This is a genomic window from Pseudoalteromonas tetraodonis (assembly GCF_002310835.1).
Classification (GTDB): domain Bacteria; phylum Pseudomonadota; class Gammaproteobacteria; order Enterobacterales; family Alteromonadaceae; genus Pseudoalteromonas; species Pseudoalteromonas tetraodonis.
Map to the genome: position 1 here is coordinate 2923672 of NZ_CP011041.1, position 19113 is coordinate 2942784.

The 19113-nt window shown below is 40.4% G+C and carries 16 protein-coding genes; 11 read left to right on the plus strand and 5 right to left on the minus strand.

Annotation, left to right across the window (positions count from 1 at the left end):
• Positions 1–25: 25 nt before the first annotated feature.
• Positions 26–682, minus strand: coding sequence for an N-acetylmuramate alpha-1-phosphate uridylyltransferase MurU (gene murU / locus PTET_RS13660; RefSeq protein ID WP_013465898.1), 657 nt, complete (start codon positions 680–682; stop codon positions 26–28).
• Positions 679–1680 (minus strand): aminoglycoside phosphotransferase family protein, encoded by a 1002-nt coding sequence (locus tag PTET_RS13665; RefSeq protein ID WP_013465899.1) that lies wholly within the window; start codon positions 1678–1680, stop codon positions 679–681. The genes murU and PTET_RS13665 overlap by 4 nt, the downstream gene beginning before the upstream one ends.
• Positions 1681–1774: 94 nt before the next feature.
• Here PTET_RS13665 and lptD point away from each other — a divergent pair, with 94 nt between their 5' ends.
• The 7 genes from lptD (at position 1775) to PTET_RS13700 (ending at position 10738) form a co-directional block, all read left to right on the plus strand.
• Positions 1775–4021, plus strand: a complete 2247-nt coding sequence (gene lptD / locus PTET_RS13670) for an LPS assembly protein LptD (protein ID WP_016899196.1) — start codon at positions 1775–1777, stop codon at positions 4019–4021.
• Positions 4022–4117: 96 nt separating this feature from the next.
• Positions 4118–5413 carry a peptidylprolyl isomerase SurA gene (surA, locus tag PTET_RS13675; protein ID WP_008464120.1) on the plus strand — a complete coding sequence of 432 codons (1296 nt, stop codon included), beginning with the start codon at positions 4118–4120 and terminating at the stop codon, positions 5411–5413.
• A 2-nt stretch (positions 5414–5415) separates the two neighbouring features.
• Positions 5416–6408, plus strand: a complete 993-nt coding sequence (gene pdxA / locus PTET_RS13680; protein ID WP_016899195.1) for a 4-hydroxythreonine-4-phosphate dehydrogenase PdxA — start codon at positions 5416–5418, stop codon at positions 6406–6408.
• The gene (gene rsmA / locus PTET_RS13685; protein WP_008113221.1) at positions 6405–7211 is read left to right on the plus strand and encodes a 16S rRNA (adenine(1518)-N(6)/adenine(1519)-N(6))-dimethyltransferase RsmA; all 807 of its coding nucleotides are present in this window, start codon (positions 6405–6407) and stop codon (positions 7209–7211) included. The genes pdxA and rsmA overlap by 4 nt, the downstream gene beginning before the upstream one ends.
• Positions 7195–7584: a Co2+/Mg2+ efflux protein ApaG gene (apaG, locus tag PTET_RS13690; protein ID WP_008113223.1), complete on the plus strand. Its 390-nt coding sequence runs from the start codon at positions 7195–7197 to the stop codon at positions 7582–7584. Before rsmA ends, apaG begins: the two co-directional genes overlap by 17 nt.
• 15 nt (positions 7585–7599) lie before the next feature.
• A complete protein-coding gene (locus PTET_RS13695) occupies positions 7600–8418 on the plus strand; it encodes a symmetrical bis(5'-nucleosyl)-tetraphosphatase (RefSeq protein ID WP_096038772.1) in 819 nt (272 codons plus the stop codon).
• A 304-nt stretch (positions 8419–8722) separates the two neighbouring features.
• Positions 8723–10738: a methyl-accepting chemotaxis protein gene (locus PTET_RS13700; RefSeq protein ID WP_013465904.1), complete on the plus strand. Its 2016-nt coding sequence runs from the start codon at positions 8723–8725 to the stop codon at positions 10736–10738.
• Between the two features lie 356 nt (positions 10739–11094).
• On the opposite strand, the gene rpmG is transcribed toward PTET_RS13700, so the two are convergent.
• The 3 genes from rpmG to radC all read right to left on the minus strand — a co-directional run bounded on the left by rpmG (position 11095) and on the right by radC (position 12445).
• A complete protein-coding gene (gene rpmG / locus PTET_RS13705; protein WP_004587947.1) occupies positions 11095–11250 on the minus strand; it encodes a 50S ribosomal protein L33 in 156 nt (51 codons plus the stop codon).
• An 11-nt stretch (positions 11251–11261) separates the two neighbouring features.
• Entirely contained in the window at positions 11262–11498 is a 237-nt protein-coding gene (gene rpmB, locus PTET_RS13710; protein ID WP_008464111.1) for a 50S ribosomal protein L28, read from the minus strand.
• A 272-nt stretch (positions 11499–11770) separates the two neighbouring features.
• Positions 11771–12445 (minus strand): RadC family protein, encoded by a 675-nt coding sequence (gene radC / locus PTET_RS13715; protein ID WP_096038773.1) that lies wholly within the window; start codon positions 12443–12445, stop codon positions 11771–11773.
• Positions 12446–12586: 141 nt separating this feature from the next.
• Between radC and coaBC the strand changes: the two genes are divergently transcribed.
• The 4 genes from coaBC to PTET_RS13735 all read left to right on the plus strand — a co-directional run bounded on the left by coaBC (position 12587) and on the right by PTET_RS13735 (position 19057).
• The gene (gene coaBC / locus PTET_RS13720) at positions 12587–13780 is read left to right on the plus strand and encodes a bifunctional phosphopantothenoylcysteine decarboxylase/phosphopantothenate--cysteine ligase CoaBC (protein WP_013465907.1); all 1194 of its coding nucleotides are present in this window, start codon (positions 12587–12589) and stop codon (positions 13778–13780) included.
• A gap of 223 nt (positions 13781–14003) precedes the next feature.
• Positions 14004–14591 (plus strand): nucleoid occlusion factor SlmA, encoded by a 588-nt coding sequence (gene slmA / locus PTET_RS13725; RefSeq protein ID WP_008113236.1) that lies wholly within the window; start codon positions 14004–14006, stop codon positions 14589–14591.
• 344 nt (positions 14592–14935) lie between these two features.
• Positions 14936–17683, plus strand: coding sequence for a S9 family peptidase (locus PTET_RS13730; protein WP_013465909.1), 2748 nt, complete (start codon positions 14936–14938; stop codon positions 17681–17683).
• A 285-nt stretch (positions 17684–17968) separates the two neighbouring features.
• Positions 17969–19057: a GGDEF domain-containing protein gene (locus PTET_RS13735; protein WP_024601749.1), complete on the plus strand. Its 1089-nt coding sequence runs from the start codon at positions 17969–17971 to the stop codon at positions 19055–19057.
• Positions 19058–19113 lie beyond the last annotated feature (56 nt).

A 19113-nucleotide genomic window follows, 5' to 3' on the forward strand; every position in this document is an offset into this window, starting at 1 on the left:
TTACCTCTAGTCTTTTATATTTAGCTTATGGTGCTAATTGTTGGTTAAGAGCCGATAAACGCTCTGGTGTGCCTATATCGTCCCATTGGCCAATATAGAGTTCAGTGGAGACTAAATGTTCATTTAATTTTTCACGTAGCAAAGGGCCTAATGGCCGAATGCCTGGGGCTAGCCCCTCAAAAAAGTCAGCTTGATAACGCCCTATCCCTGAAAAGGTATACCGCTGGCTATTTGTCGGTAAGTAGCTCAGTGCAAAATCGCCATCAGGATTATGCGCAGGGTTTTCAACCAATACAATGTGCGCCTCTTTAGGCTGTAAATGTAGCTGCATTAATGCACTGACATCGTAGTCGCTGTAAACATCCCCATTAATCACAATAAATGACTCACCGAGTAAAGGAAGCGCTTGAATAATACCCCCTGCAGTTTCAAGCCCGCCAGTCACCTCTTGGCTGTAGGTTATGGTTACCCCCCATGCACTGCCATCTGCAAAATAGGCTTTTATTTTATCTCCTTGCCACGCAAGGTTAATCACAATTTGGCTAATGCCAGCCGCTTTTAAGCGCATAATATGATGTTCAATAAGTGGCTTACCTGCCACACATAACATAGGTTTTGGCAGCTGTGCGGTGAGCGGCATCATACGTTTACCGCGTCCAGCAGCTAAAATCATGGCCTTCATAGTTGCTCTCCTTTTAACCGCAGCTGTACTTTTGGTATCACGTAATTTTTTATCCAATCTGATAAGTCGCAAAGCTCCGGATATTGTGCCGCTACCTCTATTACGTATTCAAGCGTAGGAAGTATATTCGCTAAGTAACCTTTTTTGCCATCACGTAGGTACAAGCGACAAAAAATCCCCGCCGCTTTTAAATGGCGCTGCAAGCCGGTTAAATCAAACCAATATTTAAATTCTGCAAATGATTCATGAGTTATTAAACCTTGGCGTTTAAATTCGTCGTAACCAAACTCAAGTAAGTGAGCAAGCTCGTCTTTAGGCAATTTAAAGTAGCAGTCTCTTAAAAGTGAGACTAAGTCGTAACATAATGGGCCTTGTACCGCGTCTTGATAATCAATAATCGCCCATTGCTGCTCGCAGCGCATAATATTACGACTGTGATAATCCCGGTGCATTGTGACTGTGGGTTGCTCAAGCAGTGTATTTATTAGCAGCGCTGTGCTTGTTTGCCAAGTCTGTTGCTGCTCAGCGCTGAGCTCTGCGCTAATAAAATCATTAACCAGCCAATTTTTAAAAATATCCAGTTCAAGTGCAATAAAATCAAGGTCATACGGATTCATTGACGGCGCGGCTGGAGTTTTTGCCCACTTGGCACTTAAACTGATCAGTTGCTGGTAATACTCGCTGCGATTGGCATCATCAAGTAAGTCGGCTAAATGGGTGCTACCTAAATCACTTAGAATAAAAAAACCTTGCTGCTCGTCACTATGAATAATGGATGGTAATAAAAAACCCTGCTCAGAAAACACCTTATTTAATGCAATATAGGGGACGTTGTTAACTTTTTTTGGATCGGAGTCCATCACAATAAAGTGATTATTTTCAGCGCTTAACCTATAATAACGGCGAAAACTGGCATCTGCGGTTATTGCATTAAGCGCATAGGATTGCTCACCAAAGTGAGTATTAATAAACTGTTGTAAACTCTCAAAGCGTGTCATTTTATAAGCTATCTATTTTTCACTAATTACTTTGCCATTGTTTTCCTTTATTATGTATAGCTTGTAACTAATCACAGAGCATAAAGGTCGATAAATGAGCAAAACCTGGGGCATTTTGATGCTAAGCGTACTGAGCGCACCATCGCTTGCCGAAACTGAACTGACACACAACTTTTGTGGCACTTCAATGCAAACCAGAGCTTGGCAACCGCTTGCTGGCCTTGAGCTTGGAACGGTTGATATCAGCGCTGATGACGTTGAGCTTTTAGGCACACAAAGCGCTGAATTTACTGGCAATGTTGATATTAACACCGTTAACATGAGTTTGTCCGCACAATCAGCACTGATTGATAAACAACGTGGCCTGCTTAATGCCACTGGCCCAATTACCTATCGCGATTATGTAAGCCACGTACAAAGTTCGGGCTTAAATGCCGATTTAAATAACTCAGCATTTAGTTTATTAGGCGCACAATACAGCCTAACACAACAACAAGGTAAAGGCGGCGCGGAAAAGCTCACCATCGATAAGTCTGGCTTAATGCTGATGAATGCAAGCTTTACTGCGTGCCCAGGTAATACGCCTGTGTGGGCTATTGAAGCCGATGAAATAAACTTATCACGTGAAGAAGGCTGGGGCGAAACCTACAATGCCGTGCTACGTATTTTAGATACGCCAGTACTCTATTTACCTTATTTTACTTTCCCACTCGATGAGCGCCGTAAGTCAGGCTTATTAACGCCCAGCTTTTCAAGTTCAGATCGCTATGGGTTAGAAACGATTACGCCTTATTATTGGAATATTGCCCCTAATTATGATGCCACTATTACCCCGCGTTATATGTCACGTAAAGGGCTACAGTTACAAACTGAATTTAGATATTTAACCCCAGAGCACCAAGGTTTAGTGGCTGTAGAATATTTAAATAATGATGACTCAGAGCCTGAACTTAACGAGCGCTTTTTGTTTCATTGGCAACAAAAAAGTTATATTGGTGAAGACTGGCGAGCCAGTATTGATATTACCAATGTTAGTGATGACAACTACCTAACTGATTTAAACTCCGCTTATGCCAGTAAAACCGATACGCAGCTTTATCGCACCGGCTCGCTAACTCATATGGGCGAAATGTGGCGTACTGATATAAAAGTGCAAAACTTTGAAGTACTCGGTGACCACTTAGAATCATACACGGCGTTACCACAAATTAGCTTTACCCAAACTACCCCATGGAAAATTGATTATTTCGACTTTAGTGTTTCAGGCGAGCTGAGCCATTTTACTAACAGCTCTGCGGTAATTGACCAAGCTACTCGGGTGCACATCGAACCTAAAGCACGCTTTGATTACAAAGAGTATGCCTGGTCATTTTTATCTGAAGTGAGCTTATTGCAAACTAACTATAAACAAGACGGTGATTTACAGGGTACACAGTATAGCGATAATGTTTCGCGTACTTTGCCTAAAGTGCGCTTATATTCTCAGCTTAACTTTGAGCGCGACACCTCAATTTTTATTGACGATGGTATTCAAACTCTAGAGCCACAAATTCAGTATTTATATACGCCTAATAAAGATCAGTCTGACATTGGCTTATACGATACCACCAAGTTACAAGATGACTTTTTTGGTTTATTCAGGGATGCGCGTTTTTCAAGTGTTGACCGAATTGCCGCAGCTAATCAATTTACGCTCGGGGCTACAACGCGTTTATTTGATAAGAAAAATGAAGAAGTATTTAACTTCAGCGCAGGCCAAATATTTTATTTAAGTGATTCAGCCAAGCCTACAGAGCAAGGGCTTAATAGCGATAGTAACTACAATGCCTTGTTTGCAGCGCAAACCATGTTACATTGGCACCGCCGCTGGTATTTATCGGGTGGTATTCAGTACGACACGGATGGCAAGCAAATTATCCAGTCAAATTTAACCTTAGACTACAAAGGTGACGATAATCAGCTGGTTCAATTGAACCATCGCTATGCAAATGATGTCTCAGGAAATACAATCGAGCAAGCGGGCTTATTTACAAGCATCCCTATCAGTGACGAGTGGCAATTTATTGCAAGTTACCATCGCGATCTTGATAATAACCGCAGTATTGAAGTATTTAGTGGATTACAGTATGAATCGTGCTGTTGGGCGTTCCAAATTACTGGCCATCGCCAAATTGAAACTGATTTAAATCAGTCAATTGGGCAACCCCAAGCCACTTTTGATTCGAGTATTCGTTTGAATTTTGTATTAAAAGGGCTTGGTAGTAAAAGCCGTTACGATGCTCAAAAATTATTACAACAAGGTATTTTTGGTTATCGTAGGCCGTATTTTCTTAATGACTAAACTGCTTTATTTATAGTAAAAATTTACAAATAACTATATCAATTTAGCCGTATTTAGCATTACAACAGTACTATTAGTAAGAGTAGTAAAAAGAATATGAATTTAAAAAAATTATTAACATCAGCAGTTTTAACGTTCAGCTTATGCCAAAGTGCATTTGCCGCCCCTGTCGAAATAGATAAAGTAATTGGTATTGTAAACCAAGGCGTTATTTTAAAAAGTGAAGTTGACACCATTGTTGATCGCGTAAAAAAACAAGCAGAAGAACAAAACCAACAGCTGCCAAAAGACGAAACACTGCGTGTTCAGGCGATTGAGCGTTTAGTAAATCAAACCTTGATGATGCAGATGGCTGAGCGTATGGGCTTAGAAATTTCAGATAGCCAGCTTGACCAAACCCTTGCCAACATGGCTAAAGAGCAAGGCGGTACAATTGCTGATTTGCGTCGTACTATTGAAGCATCGGGTGAGAGCTTTCAAGCTTACCGCGAAGAAATTCGTAAAGAGATAACCACGCAACAAGTTACGCGTGCAAACGTAGACCGCCGTATATATGTAAGCGACCAAGAAATTGATAACCTACTAAAAATTATGGATAGCCAAGGCCAAAATGCCGAAGAATATGATATTGGTCATATTCTTATCGATATTCCAAGTGGTGCAAGTGCTGACGACGTAAGCTCAGCAAAAACACGCGCAGACAAAGTTATTGAGCTGCTGCAAGACGGCCAAGAATTTAAGCGTATTGCCATTTCATCATCAAGTGGCTCAAAAGCCCTTGAGGGCGGCCAATTAGGCTGGATGGGCATTAACGAAATGCCATCGTTATTTGCAGAAGCTGTAAAAGGTAAAAAGAAAGATGCGATTATTGGTCCACTTCGTTCCGGTGCGGGTTTCCACATCATTAAAGTACAAGACGTACGTGGCCGCCAAGTAGTAGAAACCACTGAAGTTAAATCTCGTCATATTCTTATTAAGCCTTCTATCATTTTAAGTGAAGAAAAAGCACGCACTATGCTAGCAGGCTTTGTTAAAGATTTACGCGCCGGCGATGCTGACTTTGCAGAACTTGCTAAAGAGTACTCACAAGACCCCGGTTCAGCACTTAAAGGTGGTCAATACGATTGGACTGATCCAACCACCTACGTGCCTGCGTTTAGAGATACGTTACTATCACTTGATAAAAACGAAATCAGCGAACCATTTAGAAGTCAGTTTGGCTGGCACATTGTGCAGTTACTAGATAAACGTGTTGCAGATAAGACCGAGCAAGCTAAACGTAATCGTGCACATGGCATGTTGTTTAATCGTAAATTTAAAGAGGAAAGCTTTAACTGGCAGCAAGAAATGCGCGAACAAGCCCATGTTGAAATTTTCCCAATAGACGAATAATTATGACTTTAAGAATTGCGGTAACCCCCGGAGAGCCTGCAGGCATTGGCCCAGACTTGCTATTAAAACTGGCACAGCATAGCTGGGATGCGCAACTAGTAGCGATTGCAGATGCATCGCTACTAAAACAGCGCGCTAAGCATTTAGGTTTAAACATTGAATTAATTGAATTTGATGAACAAGCCAAAGCAATGCCAACAGCAGCAGGCAGCTTATATATTAAGCAGATTGATTTAGCAGAGCCCGTTGAGCTTGGCGTGCTTAATGACGCTAATGGGCAATACGTTTTAGATACATTACGTATTGCCAGCGAGAAGAATATGGATGGCACATTTGATGCCGTTGTTACGGGGCCTGTTCACAAGGGTATTATTAACCAAGCCGGCATTTCTTTTAGTGGCCATACTGAGTACTTTGCTCAGCAATCAGGTACTGCTGATGTGGTTATGTTATTAGCCACCGAAGGTCTGCGTGTTGCCCTAGTAACAACACATATTCCGCTTGCTTATGTTTCTCGTGCCATTACGCAAGAGCGACTAGTTAAAGTGGCTAATATTCTTAATCATGACTTGAAAACGAAATTTGGTATTGAGCAACCGCGTATTTTAGTCTGTGGCTTAAACCCGCACGCTGGTGAAGATGGCCATTTAGGCCGCGAAGAAATCGACACGATAACGCCTACACTTGACATACTAAGAGCTGAAGGGATGAACTTAATCGGTCCTTTACCAGCAGATACATTATTTCAAGATAAATACCTAAATGAAGCCGATGCAGTACTGGCTATGTATCACGATCAGGGATTACCTGTGCTAAAATACAAAGGATTTGGTAAGTCAGTGAATATAACTCTTGGCCTTCCATTTATCCGCACTTCAGTCGACCACGGTACTGCGCTTGATTTAGCCGGTACAGGCGATGCTGATGTTGGCAGTTTTGAATTAGCGATCCGCGAAGCAATTAAGCTCGCCCATGAAAAAGCACAGAATCAATGACCGATAAAGTACACTTAGGACACCGCGCCCGTAAACGTTTTGGCCAAAACTTTTTATTCGATGAGTCAATCATCGACAAAATCGTCACCGCTATCGATCCTAAACCGCAAGATAATTTAGTAGAAATTGGCCCAGGTCTAGGCGCTATTACCGAGCCTGTTGCCGATTTAAGTGGCCATTTAACGGTTGTTGAGCTAGATAAAGATTTAGCCCAGCGTTTAATTGAACACCCATTTTTAGGGCCAAAATTAACCGTAAACCAAGGCGATGCAATGAAGTTTGATTTTGCAAGCCTAGTTAAAGATGACAAAAAACTAAAAGTATTCGGCAACCTGCCGTACAACATTTCAACGCCTTTGTTGTTTCACCTGTTTGAATTTGCCGATCATATTGAGCACATGCACTTTATGCTGCAAAAAGAAGTGGTAAAGCGCATGGTAGCAGGCCCTGGTAGTAAAACCTTTGGTCGCTTGAGTGTGATGACTCAGTATTATTGTCATGCGATGCCTGTGGTAGAGGTACCGCCTGAATGCTTTAAACCGGCACCTAAAGTCGATTCTGCGGTTATTCGCTTAATCCCTAAAAAGGCACAGCAGCGTACCGCTAAAAGCGTTAAAATATTAAACACCGTTTGTTTAGAAGCGTTTAATCAGCGCCGTAAAACGTTGCGTAACAGCCTTGGCAACCTTCTAACCGCTGACGAATTAACCAGCATTGGCATTGATATTACTTTGCGAGCTGAGAGCCTGTCGTTACAACAATTTATTGATATAGCTAACTGGATTTATGACAACAAGCAGTAATATAGGATCACCTGTAAAGGTATCTGTTGAAACGTTTTATGTAGAAGAGCAATCGCAACCTGAACTAGATAAGTTTGTGTTCGCCTACTCCGTTACTATAAAAAACCACAGTTTATGCAGTGCAAAGTTACTTAGCCGTTATTGGCTAATTACTGATGCCAATGGCAAAGAAGTAGAAGTGCAAGGCGAAGGTGTGGTCGGTGAAACCCCAGATATAGCCCCAGGTGAAAGCTACAAATATACCAGTGGTGCAATAATAGATACACCGGTAGGCACCATGCAGGGACATTACACTTTACGTAACGAGTTTGGTGCTGAATTTAAAGCACCCATAAACGTATTCCGCTTAGCCTGTCCTAATATCTTACACTGACAAAAACAGGTAACAATGGCCGACTACGCGATAGGTGATTTACAAGGCTGCTTTGACGAATTTAGTTTATTGTTAAAGCAAGTCGACTTTAACCCTAGCAAAGATCACTTATATTTAGTGGGTGATATTGTCGCTCGCGGCCCAGACTCTAAAGCGTGCCTTGATTATATTTATCAACATCAAGACAGCGTTAGCGTCACATTAGGCAATCATGACTTACACATGATTGCCTGTTATTTAAATAATGTTACACCTAACCCCAAAGACAGACTCACTGCACTGTTTAACAGTAGTAAACTGCCCCACTACATCGCGTTTTTACAAACTCAGCCTTTAGCACTTTATTTAGAACAATATAATTGTTTTATTTCTCATGCAGGCCTTAACCCTGATTGGTCGTGCGCACACGCTATTAAACACGCTCAATTTGCTCAACAGTGTTACAGTCAAAACAATGCCGAGTTCTATTTTAAAAACATGTATCAGCCTCACCCGCTAAAATGGACTGAGCAACTTGATGATGCTGCTAAATTTCGTTACATCGTTAATTATTTCACTCGCATGCGCTTTATTACGCCTGATAATTTGCTCGATTTTAATGCAAAAGAAGCAACAACAAATTCATCATCACTAATTCCTTGGTTTTCTCATCCTGCCATTATGAACGCTCAACATGACCTAATTTTTGGACACTGGGCAGCACTTGAAGGCAAAACGCCCTACAACCACCTTTATGCTCTAGACACGGGTTGCGTATGGGGTGGCTCAATGACACTAATAGAACTGCAAAGTAAGCAAAAATTTTCAGAAAAATCACAACTTTTGTCTAAATAAACTGAAAAAAGTTAATACATCTGTTAAGTTTAAGAGTGGATGTTAAATTGTATAATTACAAAACATTCACAATAATGTGTAAAAAATAGCAATGCTCTTATAATTGAGTTAAACATAGACAGTAAACGAGTGTTATTGCCTACATTATTTTTTATCTTTAATAAAAGACTTAGTTTGTAATTAAGTTTTGCGGTAAATTTAGCAACTAACTATTAACAGTAAAAATTAATTATTTTTAATTACTTAACTTATTGTTGAAAGCGCCGATAAGTTTTAATAGACGTATTTTTGAATGGAAAACCATATGAATCTAACAGTGAGTCAACGTATTTGGGGTGGTTTTATATTTATCACTTTATTACTTTTAATTATTGGCGGTAACTCTTTAATAAAAATAGCAAATATAGATCGTTCAACTCAAAAAGTTAATCAGCTATCGCTTCCTGCATTAAACAAGAGCGCTCAGTTACAAGCAGAATTTATTTTGATGAGTAAAGCCGCTCAAGCTAGTTTCCATATAACATCGGCTCAAGAACTCGCCACGTTAAAAGCGCAAATAGAAGAGCAAAAACAAATATTTAATAAATTGCACCGCGAACTACAACAAGTTGTTAAAGACGATCCACAGTTAAACAAAAGCAGCCTTGAAGTTGAAAAAACCTACCAGAGCTTTTCAAATATCATAAACAGCCTGCTTAAAGATAAAAACACCCAGCTAGTGCTTAACAAAAAGCTCAAAGCTCAATTAGAAACCGTTGAGCTTGCGGCAGAAGATGCAAACTCTATGGTGCTTGATATTATTGATATTGATGGTTTAGAGGATAATCATCCACGCGCTTATCAAGCAGCTAATAATCTAGAAAATAACTTTATGTCCGTGGTTACCAGCAGCACCGACATGCTAACCGTTAAAACGCTTAACACGCTCGATATTATCAAAAACGAGCAAGTGTATTACTTTGAAGAAGTCGTTCGTACCGTTTCATTAATAAAGCCGGCGATAGAGCAAAGTCACAGCAGCTTGTTTAATGACTTAAAGGGTTATGTAGATACCCTAGAGAGCAATATTTTAGGTAACGATAGCCTTTCAGCTAATAAAAAACGCCTTATTGACGCAATAAGCACAACCGAGCGTGAATTAGCAGAGTCTGAAAAAGCGACTAAAACAGCGCTTAGCCAAATTGACGAATTAGTATTACAAGCCAGTGGCGTTGCATTTACATTACAAGAAGGCGTACGTAGTGACGTAAACTCAGCTAATTTATGGACATGGATAGGTATGATCATTGCGACTATTATCGCTGTGCTTGTAGCCATCATTACTGTTAACCGTATTACTAAGCCATTAGCGGAAGTAAATCGTATTCTAGATATTGTTGCAAGTGGTGATATGACTCAACGCTTAGATGACAGCGCAAAAGATGAATTTGGTGAGTTATCGAAAAGTTGTAATACCTTAATTGATAGCTTACGTAGCTTAATCACCGGTATTATTTCACGTTCAACACAACTTGCAGCCGCTTCTGAGCAAACCTCAACAATTACCGGTGAATCAAGCAAAGCAATCAGTAATCAGCAAGCGCAAGTAGAGCAAGCAGCAACCGCAACCACTGAAATGAGCAGCACATCACAAACAGTGAGTAATAGTGCGCAACAAGCACTGAGCGAAATTAAAAATGCCGATAAAGAAGCGGAGCGCGTTAAAGGTATTTCAAATCAAAATAAAGCAACCATTGAGCAACTCGCCTACGAAGTAGACGAAGCATCAAGTGTTATCAATAAACTACACAAAGATAGCGCATCAATTGGTAGTATTTTAGATGTTATTCGCGGTATTGCCGAGCAAACTAACTTACTCGCACTTAATGCAGCGATTGAAGCCGCTCGTGCCGGAGAGTACGGCAGAGGCTTTGCTGTGGTAGCTGATGAAGTAAGATCGCTTGCGAGTAAAACACAAGAGTCGACCCAAGAAATTCAATCTATGATTGAATCACTACAGTCGGGCGCTGAAGAAGCGGTTAAAGCTATGGAAAAAGGTAAAGAACGCGCGGTTTCGTGTGTTGAGCAAAGTGACTTAGCCAACAGTGCACTGGACTCAATTACCCTTGCAGTATCACAAGCGCATAATGTCAGTGAAGAGATATCAACAGCAGCACAAGAGCAACAACAAGTATCACAAGAGATCAGTGAGCGCTTAGAGTCTATTGTTGCTATTGCCGAGCAAACAGCAGAAGGCGCTGTACAAACGAATATTTCAAGTTCAGAAGTGGCTAAATTAGCCGAAGAACTAAGAATATCAGTAGAGAACTTTAAAGTATAAATATCGCGCTGTAAGTAGCCTTAGAGCTACTTACAGCTCATACCCTAGTAAGTCAGCGTAAAGCCCCCTTATTCCTCTTCAGGCATACTTAAACAGCTCATCCGCACTCTAAATCAACAACACCAAACGACTTAGCCCGTAAAGTCATTTAATGCTCATACTCTTTATGTTTTTTAGTTATAAACAACTGATGCAATTATCTACGGAATAATTCGTGGTGCTTAACAAAAGCCAATTAGCGATTTAATTCAATGGGTATCATTACGGTGATATGGTTTCGGTGGATGATAGAGCAGATTTTAAAAACAAAAAACCCAGCATAAGCTGGGTTTTTACATTTCTGAAAGAAAACTAAATTACTTGATTTTAGCTTCTTTGAAAATCACATGTTTACGAGCCTTAGGATCGAATTTTTTGATTTCCATTTTTTCAGGCATGTTACGCTTGTTCTTGTCGGTAGTGTAGAAAAAACCAGTACCAGCAGTTGAAACTAAACGGATCTTATCGCGCATAATTCAGTTCCTTAAACTTTTTCGCCACGAGCACGGATTTCAGTAAGAACCGTGTCAATGCCTTTTTTATCGATAATACGCATACCTTTAGTAGTAGTGCGTAATGTTACAAAACGTTTTTCACTTTCAACCCAAAAACGGTGTGTTTGTAGGTTAGGTAGGAAACGACGTTTAGTCGCGTTTCTCGCGTGTGAACGGTGGTTACCAACCGCTGGACGCTTACCTGTAACTTGACATACTTTAGACATGTCTATATATCTCCAATAACTTCGCTCGAGCTTAATTTTCCCTAAGGCCATGTATTTGTGCCCTAGAGATAAATCGAAGGGCGCTCTTTATACAGCTTTTACAGGCAAAGATCAAATACTGATCTTATCCAACCAGCTCATGTGTAAATTTGATAGCGGCTAATTATAAAGATCGAATGCCCTTAGGGAAAGTAAAAACTGCATTTAAATTAAACTAATTTGCCAAAACGCACTAAACCGCTCATTTTTAGCACATATCTGAAGCGATAAACTCAAATCAGTCCCCGTTCGGCAAACGAAACACTGCTTTCACCACCAATAATAATATGATCCAACACATTTATGTCGACTAATTGCAGTGCTTGGCACAACTTATTGGTAATGAGCTTATCGGCCTGACTCGGTTCTGCAATACCACTGGGGTGATTATGTGAAAAAATCACCGCCGCCGCATTATTTTTCAGTGCCGCCTTTACCACTTCACGCGGATATACACTGGCCGCATTAATTGTGCCGTAAAATAATATTTCATCTTTTAATAAACGATTTTGACTATCAAGGTACAACACCATAAATACCTCTTGCTGCAATCCACGCATTTGCAGCGTTAAATAGTCATAAACGGCTTGTGGAGAGTTAAAAACGGCGTCGCGTACAAAGCCTTCTTGCATGTAACGCTGGCTTAGCTCAAGTACTGCTTGTAGCTGAACATATTTAGCCATTCCCAAGCCTTTTTGCGCACAAAACTCATCTATGCTGGCATTAAACAAATTATGCAGGGTTTTATTTTCGTTGATCAGATGCTGCGCCAACTCTATGGCATTCATGCCGGGTAGGCCCGTGCGCAAAAATATAGCTAATAGTTCAGCATCAGAGAGTGCCTTTGCGCCCTTTTCTAGCAGTTTTTCTCGCGGGCGGAGCGAATTAGGCAGTGACGTTAATTGCATGATTCATCCTTGAAAGGTTACTGTACTGTATAACTGTAATGCAAAATCAAAAATTAGCGCGATAAAACGCATTTTATCTTAGCTGTCACGCTCAAGATTTGTTATTTTAGCCACCATATTTTATAAAATTGATGAACAACCATGATTAATTTAACAAATAAAAAAATAGTGCTGGGTATTAGCGGTGGAATTGCAGCGTATAAATGTGCTGAACTCGTAAGACGCTTAAAAGACCATGGTTGTGACGTTAAAGTAGTAATGACCGAATCAGCAAAACATTTTATCACCCCGCTAACCATGCAAGCTGTGAGTGGTGAAATGGTGTCTGACTCATTGCTAGACCCATCAGCCGAAGCCGCTATGGGACATATTGAATTTGCCAAATGGGCTGATTTAATTTTAGTTGCCCCTGCCACCAGCAATATTATTGCGAAAATGGCCGCAGGGATTGCTGACGACTTGCTCACGACTTTATTACTGGCGACCCCCGCAAAAGTTGCCATAGCGCCAGCTATGAATCAGCAAATGTACGCACACCTTGCAACGCAAACTAATATAGCCACTTTAAAGGCTCGTGGCGTTGCTGTTTGGGGACCAGGTAAGGGTGAGCAAGCTTGTGGTGATGTCGGTGCTGGGCGAATGCTTGAACCGCATGAATTAGTGAGTTTATGCACTGAACCTGCGCAACCACAACTCTTAGCAGGTAAAACAATTACAATTACCGCAGGCCCAACCCGTGAACCTCTCGATCCTGTTCGTTTTATATCAAATCATAGCTCTGGAAAAATGGGCTATGCACTGGCGCAAGCTGCGTTATCATTTGGCGCACACGTGAACTTAATTTCAGGCCCGGTAACTATTACAGCACCGCAAGGTGTTAATTTAATTAATATAGAAAGTGCTGAACAGTTACTGCATGAGTCACTCAAATATGCGCCTCACTCAGATGCCTTTATTGGTTGTGCCGCTGTGGCCGATTATCGTGCAGCAAGTATCGCCACGCAAAAAATGAAAAAACAAGGCGATGAACTCACTCTTAGCTTAGTTAAAAACCCAGATGTAATAGCCGCGGTTGCAAACCTCACACAAAACCGCCCTTACACCGTCGGCTTCGCCGCAGAAACGCAGAACGTTGCTAATTACGCAAAGGGGAAACTAACCAATAAAAACCTCGATATGATTTGTGCCAACGATGTATCGCACAGTGATGTAGGCTTTAATTCTGAGCGCAACGCACTCACCCTGTATTGGCAAAATGAACAACTCGACTTACCTGAAACCAGTAAAATAGAAATAGCGGTTAAAGTGATCGAGCAGCTCGCCAAACGATTATAAAAAGGCTGGAAACAAACTGAATAAAACATTAACATGATGACGCCTTGTGACCTTTTGGTGTAATTTTACTACGCTAAAATAGCTTAACGCTTGCGCATTACTAATGTATCGCTGTAATACGTGCAAAAACACCCCATTGAGTATTGCGCGCTGTAACACTTGGCACAAAGCTGTGTTATCGCACATTTATGTTGAAAAAAATAACTATTAAAAAGGAATGTTCATGCCTGCGACAAAAAAAAGTAATCGCAAAGAGCAAATACTGCAAGCACTCGCACAAATGTTAGAAACCAGCCCAGGCCAGCGTATTACAACAGCCAAACTTGCCGCAGAAGTTGGCGTATCTGAAGCCGCTCTTTATCGCCACTTTCCTAGTAAAGCGCGCATGTTTGAAGGGTTAATTGAATTTATTGAAGACACGCTGCTATCACGTATTAATCTTATTTTAGATAACGAGAAAGAAAGTAAAGCACGTGTATACAACACCCTATTACTGCTGCTAACGTTTGCCGAAAAAAACCCAGGCATAACCCGTATATTAACAGGCGATGCTCTACAGGGTGAACAAGAGCGACTTCGTGAGCGTGTACAAGGCTTATTTGAAAAGCTAGAAACCCAATTTAAACAAATCCTTAGAGAGCGTAAGCTACGTGAAGGTAAAAACTTCCAAAGCGATGAGTTAACCCTAGCTAACTTTTTGCTTGCCTACGTTGAAGGTAAAATGAATCAGTTTGTGCGCAGTAATTTTAGTGCACGACCTAGCGAGCAATTTGAAAAACAATGGCCAGAGCTTCAAAAAATTTGGTTATAAGGTTTTAGTTAATTTTGCTAGCAAGGTTATTAAATTAAACTATTTAGCCATTTCTTATAATCTATTCCACATAAACTCTGTGTTCTTTTTATAAATTAGACTTAAAAATAAATTTGAACACAGAGCTGAAAGTAAAAAAATTGAAAACCACAATTAAACTTCCGCTTCCCTAACTTTTTACGGATACTTAGCACCTCGCATTCCGTAGCCCGAAAGTTTTACCTTTTACCTTTTACCTTATATTTTTAACCTCTCATCTCTGCCCTGCTACCACTTATCGTATCTACTCGAATTGTTATTAAAACTCGTTACAATAAAATAATGTTAAAAAACGAGAATCTATAATGAAAACACAACTCACTCTTGTAGGCTGTGCACTTATTACCAGCTTAACGAGCGCCAGTGCTTTAGCTAATAAGCCACTAGAATTTAAAGATGTATTTGATTTTAAATCTGCAAAAGGCACGCAGCTTTCTGAAAATGGTCAAATCCTTTCTTTAAGTGCAACCCCTTATCGCGGGAATGCTACCGGGAAAGTCTACTCACTCAATAGCAATAAGCTTATTGCTGAAGTGGAACGAGGAACCCGTCCTACCATTAGCAAAATGGCTAACTGGGTCGCATTTACGCAGGTGCCTACTCTGCTTGAAAAAGAAACCACTAAGAAAAAAAGTGACTTAAAAAATAACTTAGTATTAGTGAACACCCAAACCGGTGAGCAGCAAAGCTTTAATAATGTAAAAGATTACGTGCTAGCTAATAACGGCCAGTGGCTGGCCTATCGCAAAAATGAAAACGCTGAAGAAGACGATAAAAAGCTCGACAGCGACAGCGCTATCACTGCCGACAAAAAAGATAAAAGCTATCCGCTGGTTATCATCAACTTAAGTGACAAACGCACTCATACTCTTGAAAGTGCCTTTACCTATGGCATTAGTGCCACCAGCGATCAACTATTGGTGAGTCAAAGCTATGTGGATGGCGGCAATAATCAAATTACCTTATTTTCACTCGATAATTTTACCAGCACCGTATTAATTGATGAGCCTGGTGTGGTTGCTAGCAAAATAGCGTGGCACCCAATCGAAAAAACCGTTGCGTTTACCTTAGGCAACTATGTAAACGATGATAAGCGTCGTCGTCAGTACGAATTAACGCTGTGGCAAAACGACACGCTAACCACTGTGCAATCACCTAACCCAGAATGGTTAATGGGCAAAACCGCGACATTAACTTGGGCCGAAGATGGTACACGTTTATACTTTGAAAACCGCCCAAAACTCGCAGCAAAAATTAAACAAAAAGAATACACAGATGAGTCATCACTGTATGACTTTGAGGTAATTCGCGACCATAAAGGGTTAAATGTATGGCACAACAATGACGCGCAAATTAAACCTCGCGAAGAGCAGCAATGGAATGAAAATAATAAAAACCGTCATTACACGGCGGTATACCATGTAAACTCACAGCAAGTCGTTCAGTTAAGCACGCCAAATATGCCTGAGCTGTCGCTTAATACTGAGCGTGCCACTTCATTGTTAGGCTACTCAAATTTAGCGCATCTTGAAAAAGTAATGTATGGCGGTTTTTTTGCTGACTACTTTGCTGTTGATATAAACACGGGTAAACAGACTCCTATCATTAACGACTATCCATTTAGACCGAGCCTTGCGCCCAATGGGCAGTTTGCTGCTTACTTTGATAATAACCAAGTACAGCTTAAAAACTTAGGTAATAATAAAGTGAGCGTACTCAGCAAGGCGATTAACGCCACGTTTGCCGATGACAAACACGACTATCCATCCAAGCAGCCTGGTTATGGTTTTGCAGGCTGGCTGAACGATAGCAGCGAAATACTGGTTTACAGCAAATACGATATTTGGTCGTTTAACGTCAATACCAAGCAAGCTAAACGCTTAACTAATGGTAAAAAAAGTAACACGCAATACAGAGTGATCAAACTTGATAAAAACCAAGTAGCCTTTAACAACAATGATACGCTCCTGCTTTCTGCAATTAATTTACAAAGCAAGCAAAGTGAAGTGGCAAAACTTAATTTAGCAACTCTTGAAGTCACTGAATTACTTACAGGTAATAAGCGCTTTGATGTAATTAAAAAGGCCAAACATGCCGATAAATACTTATTTACTGAGCAAACCTATCAGCAATTTCCAGACATTTATCAAACAGACTCTAACTTTAAACAACCACAACGCGTAACTAACCTTAACCCTCAGATAAGCAACTTTGCTTGGGGACAAGCACCTGAACTCATTAGCTATAAAGGCTTTGATGGTGAAGATTTACAAGGGGTATTAATCAAGCCTGCCGGCTACAAAAAAGGCGATAAAGTGCCTGTTGTGGTGTACTTTTACCGCTACATGAGCCAGCGCATGTATGACTTTCCAAAAATGGAATTAAATCATCGCCCTAATTTCCCGATGTTTACCTCAAATGGCTACGCCATTTTTTTACCTGACATTCGCTTTGAAATAGGACACCCCGGTAAATCTTCAACTCAAACCATGATCAACGCCACCCAAAAGCTGATTGATTTAGGCATTGCCGACCCAGATAAAATAGGTTTACAAGGCCACTCTTGGGCGGGTTATCAAAGTGCATTTATGATCACCCAAACTGATATGTTTAAAGCAGTGGTATCGGGCGCGCCAGTGTCTAACATGACCAGTGCTTACAGTGGCATTCGCTTAAAATCTGGACTTGCACGCCAATTTCAATACGAAACAGGGCAAAGCCGTATTGGTAAAAATTTATTTGAAGCACCTGAGCTTTATATTGAAAACTCACCGGTATTTTTTGCCGATAAAGTAAACACGCCTATCTTAATTATGTTTGGCGACAAAGATGATGCGGTGCCATGGCATGAAGGCGTGCAATATTACTTAGCGCTTCGCCGCGCAGGTAAAGATGCAACCTTTTTACAATACGAAGGTGAACCACACCACTTGAAAAAGTTTCCTAATCAGGTCGATTTTTCAGTGCGTATGATGCAGTACTTTGATCATTATCTTAAAGGCAAACCGGCCGCTAAGTGGATGAAAGAAGGTGAAGCGTTTATCGAAGAGTAACCACTAGAAGTTAAAAAACCCCGATAGCACTGCGTGATATCGGGGTTTTTAACTATGTAATCATCATCACTTTAAAGAGAGTGTCCAAAGTAATAATGTGCCCGTCATATCTCTAGCTGAAGATCTACTCGCTATCACTGCAATGCAGAACTGTATTTTGCATACAAAAATAGCGCAAGCTAGATAACCCTTTCTTTTTGTAGTTATTTACTCGGTACTTTTATATGAGCGGGTTATGAGTAATAATCAGTCAATAAAAAAGACACAGTCTAAGAGAAATAAAGCATGCTAGATTTTTGGTACAAAGGACTACCACAGTATCCAAAAGATCATAAAGACTTTTGGCGCACACGCTTAATTGCTCATTCATTATTAACGGCAACCTGCTACTTTTTAGTTTTAACCCTACTCAACCTGTTCTACTTTCACAGTTACGATATTGCCGCCATTGATGCATTAGGCTTAGTTATATCATTAGCTATTTATGGCTGGTTTAGTAAAACTGCAAATGTAAGTGCTGCGGCATGGGCAGTTACATTTATGGTCGTTAGTTTAATAATGACATTTGTTATCTCTGTCGGTGGCCTTGCTCACTCTTTATTTTGGGCAACACTTATTCCCCCTTTTGCGTTTTTTTTAGTGGGTAGAAATTGGGGGAGCATTTTTAGCGCCATTGCTTTTTGTATTTGTGCTTACCTAACTTATAAGCAACAACAGCTAACCGTCACTATCGGGCTGGGCTCTTTATTTAATATCATTGAGGTCAGCATTGCCCATATCTTAATTTTCAGATTTTATGAAAAAACACGTTTTTCTGCATATGCGCATTTAACAACCCGTAATATAGAGATTCAACATCTCGCTGAAACAGATAAACTCACAGGGCTTTATAATAGACAAAAATTTGATTATGCATTGTCGCAAGTCATTACCAGCAGCAAAGAAACAAAAACCACAAACTGCTTATTTATTTGTGATATTGATCACTTTAAGAAAATAAACGACGCCTATGGTCATTTAGTCGGTGATAAAGTGTTAGCTGAGTTTGCTAAACTAATTAAAAGTAGCATGCCCAACCATTCATTAATTGCGCGTTGGGGGGGAGAAGAGTTTACTATTATTTTACCAAACACCTCACTGACCAATGCATTAGCACAAGCAAACGCGTTAAAAGACTATATTTCGACGCACCCTGTTGCCAACATTCAGCTAACCATAAGCATAGGGGTAGCTACCATCAGTTCTGATGATTCAGTTATTAGCGTGTTAGAACGTGCCGATAGCGCACTATACGAAGCTAAAAATAATGGTCGTAATTCAGTTTATTTTAGCGACAATAAACTAACGATAGTCGCTTCAGCTAGCCTCTTATAACTAAGTAAGATAGCCAATTAATGTATCGACACACACCAAACTAATTATAAAGAACT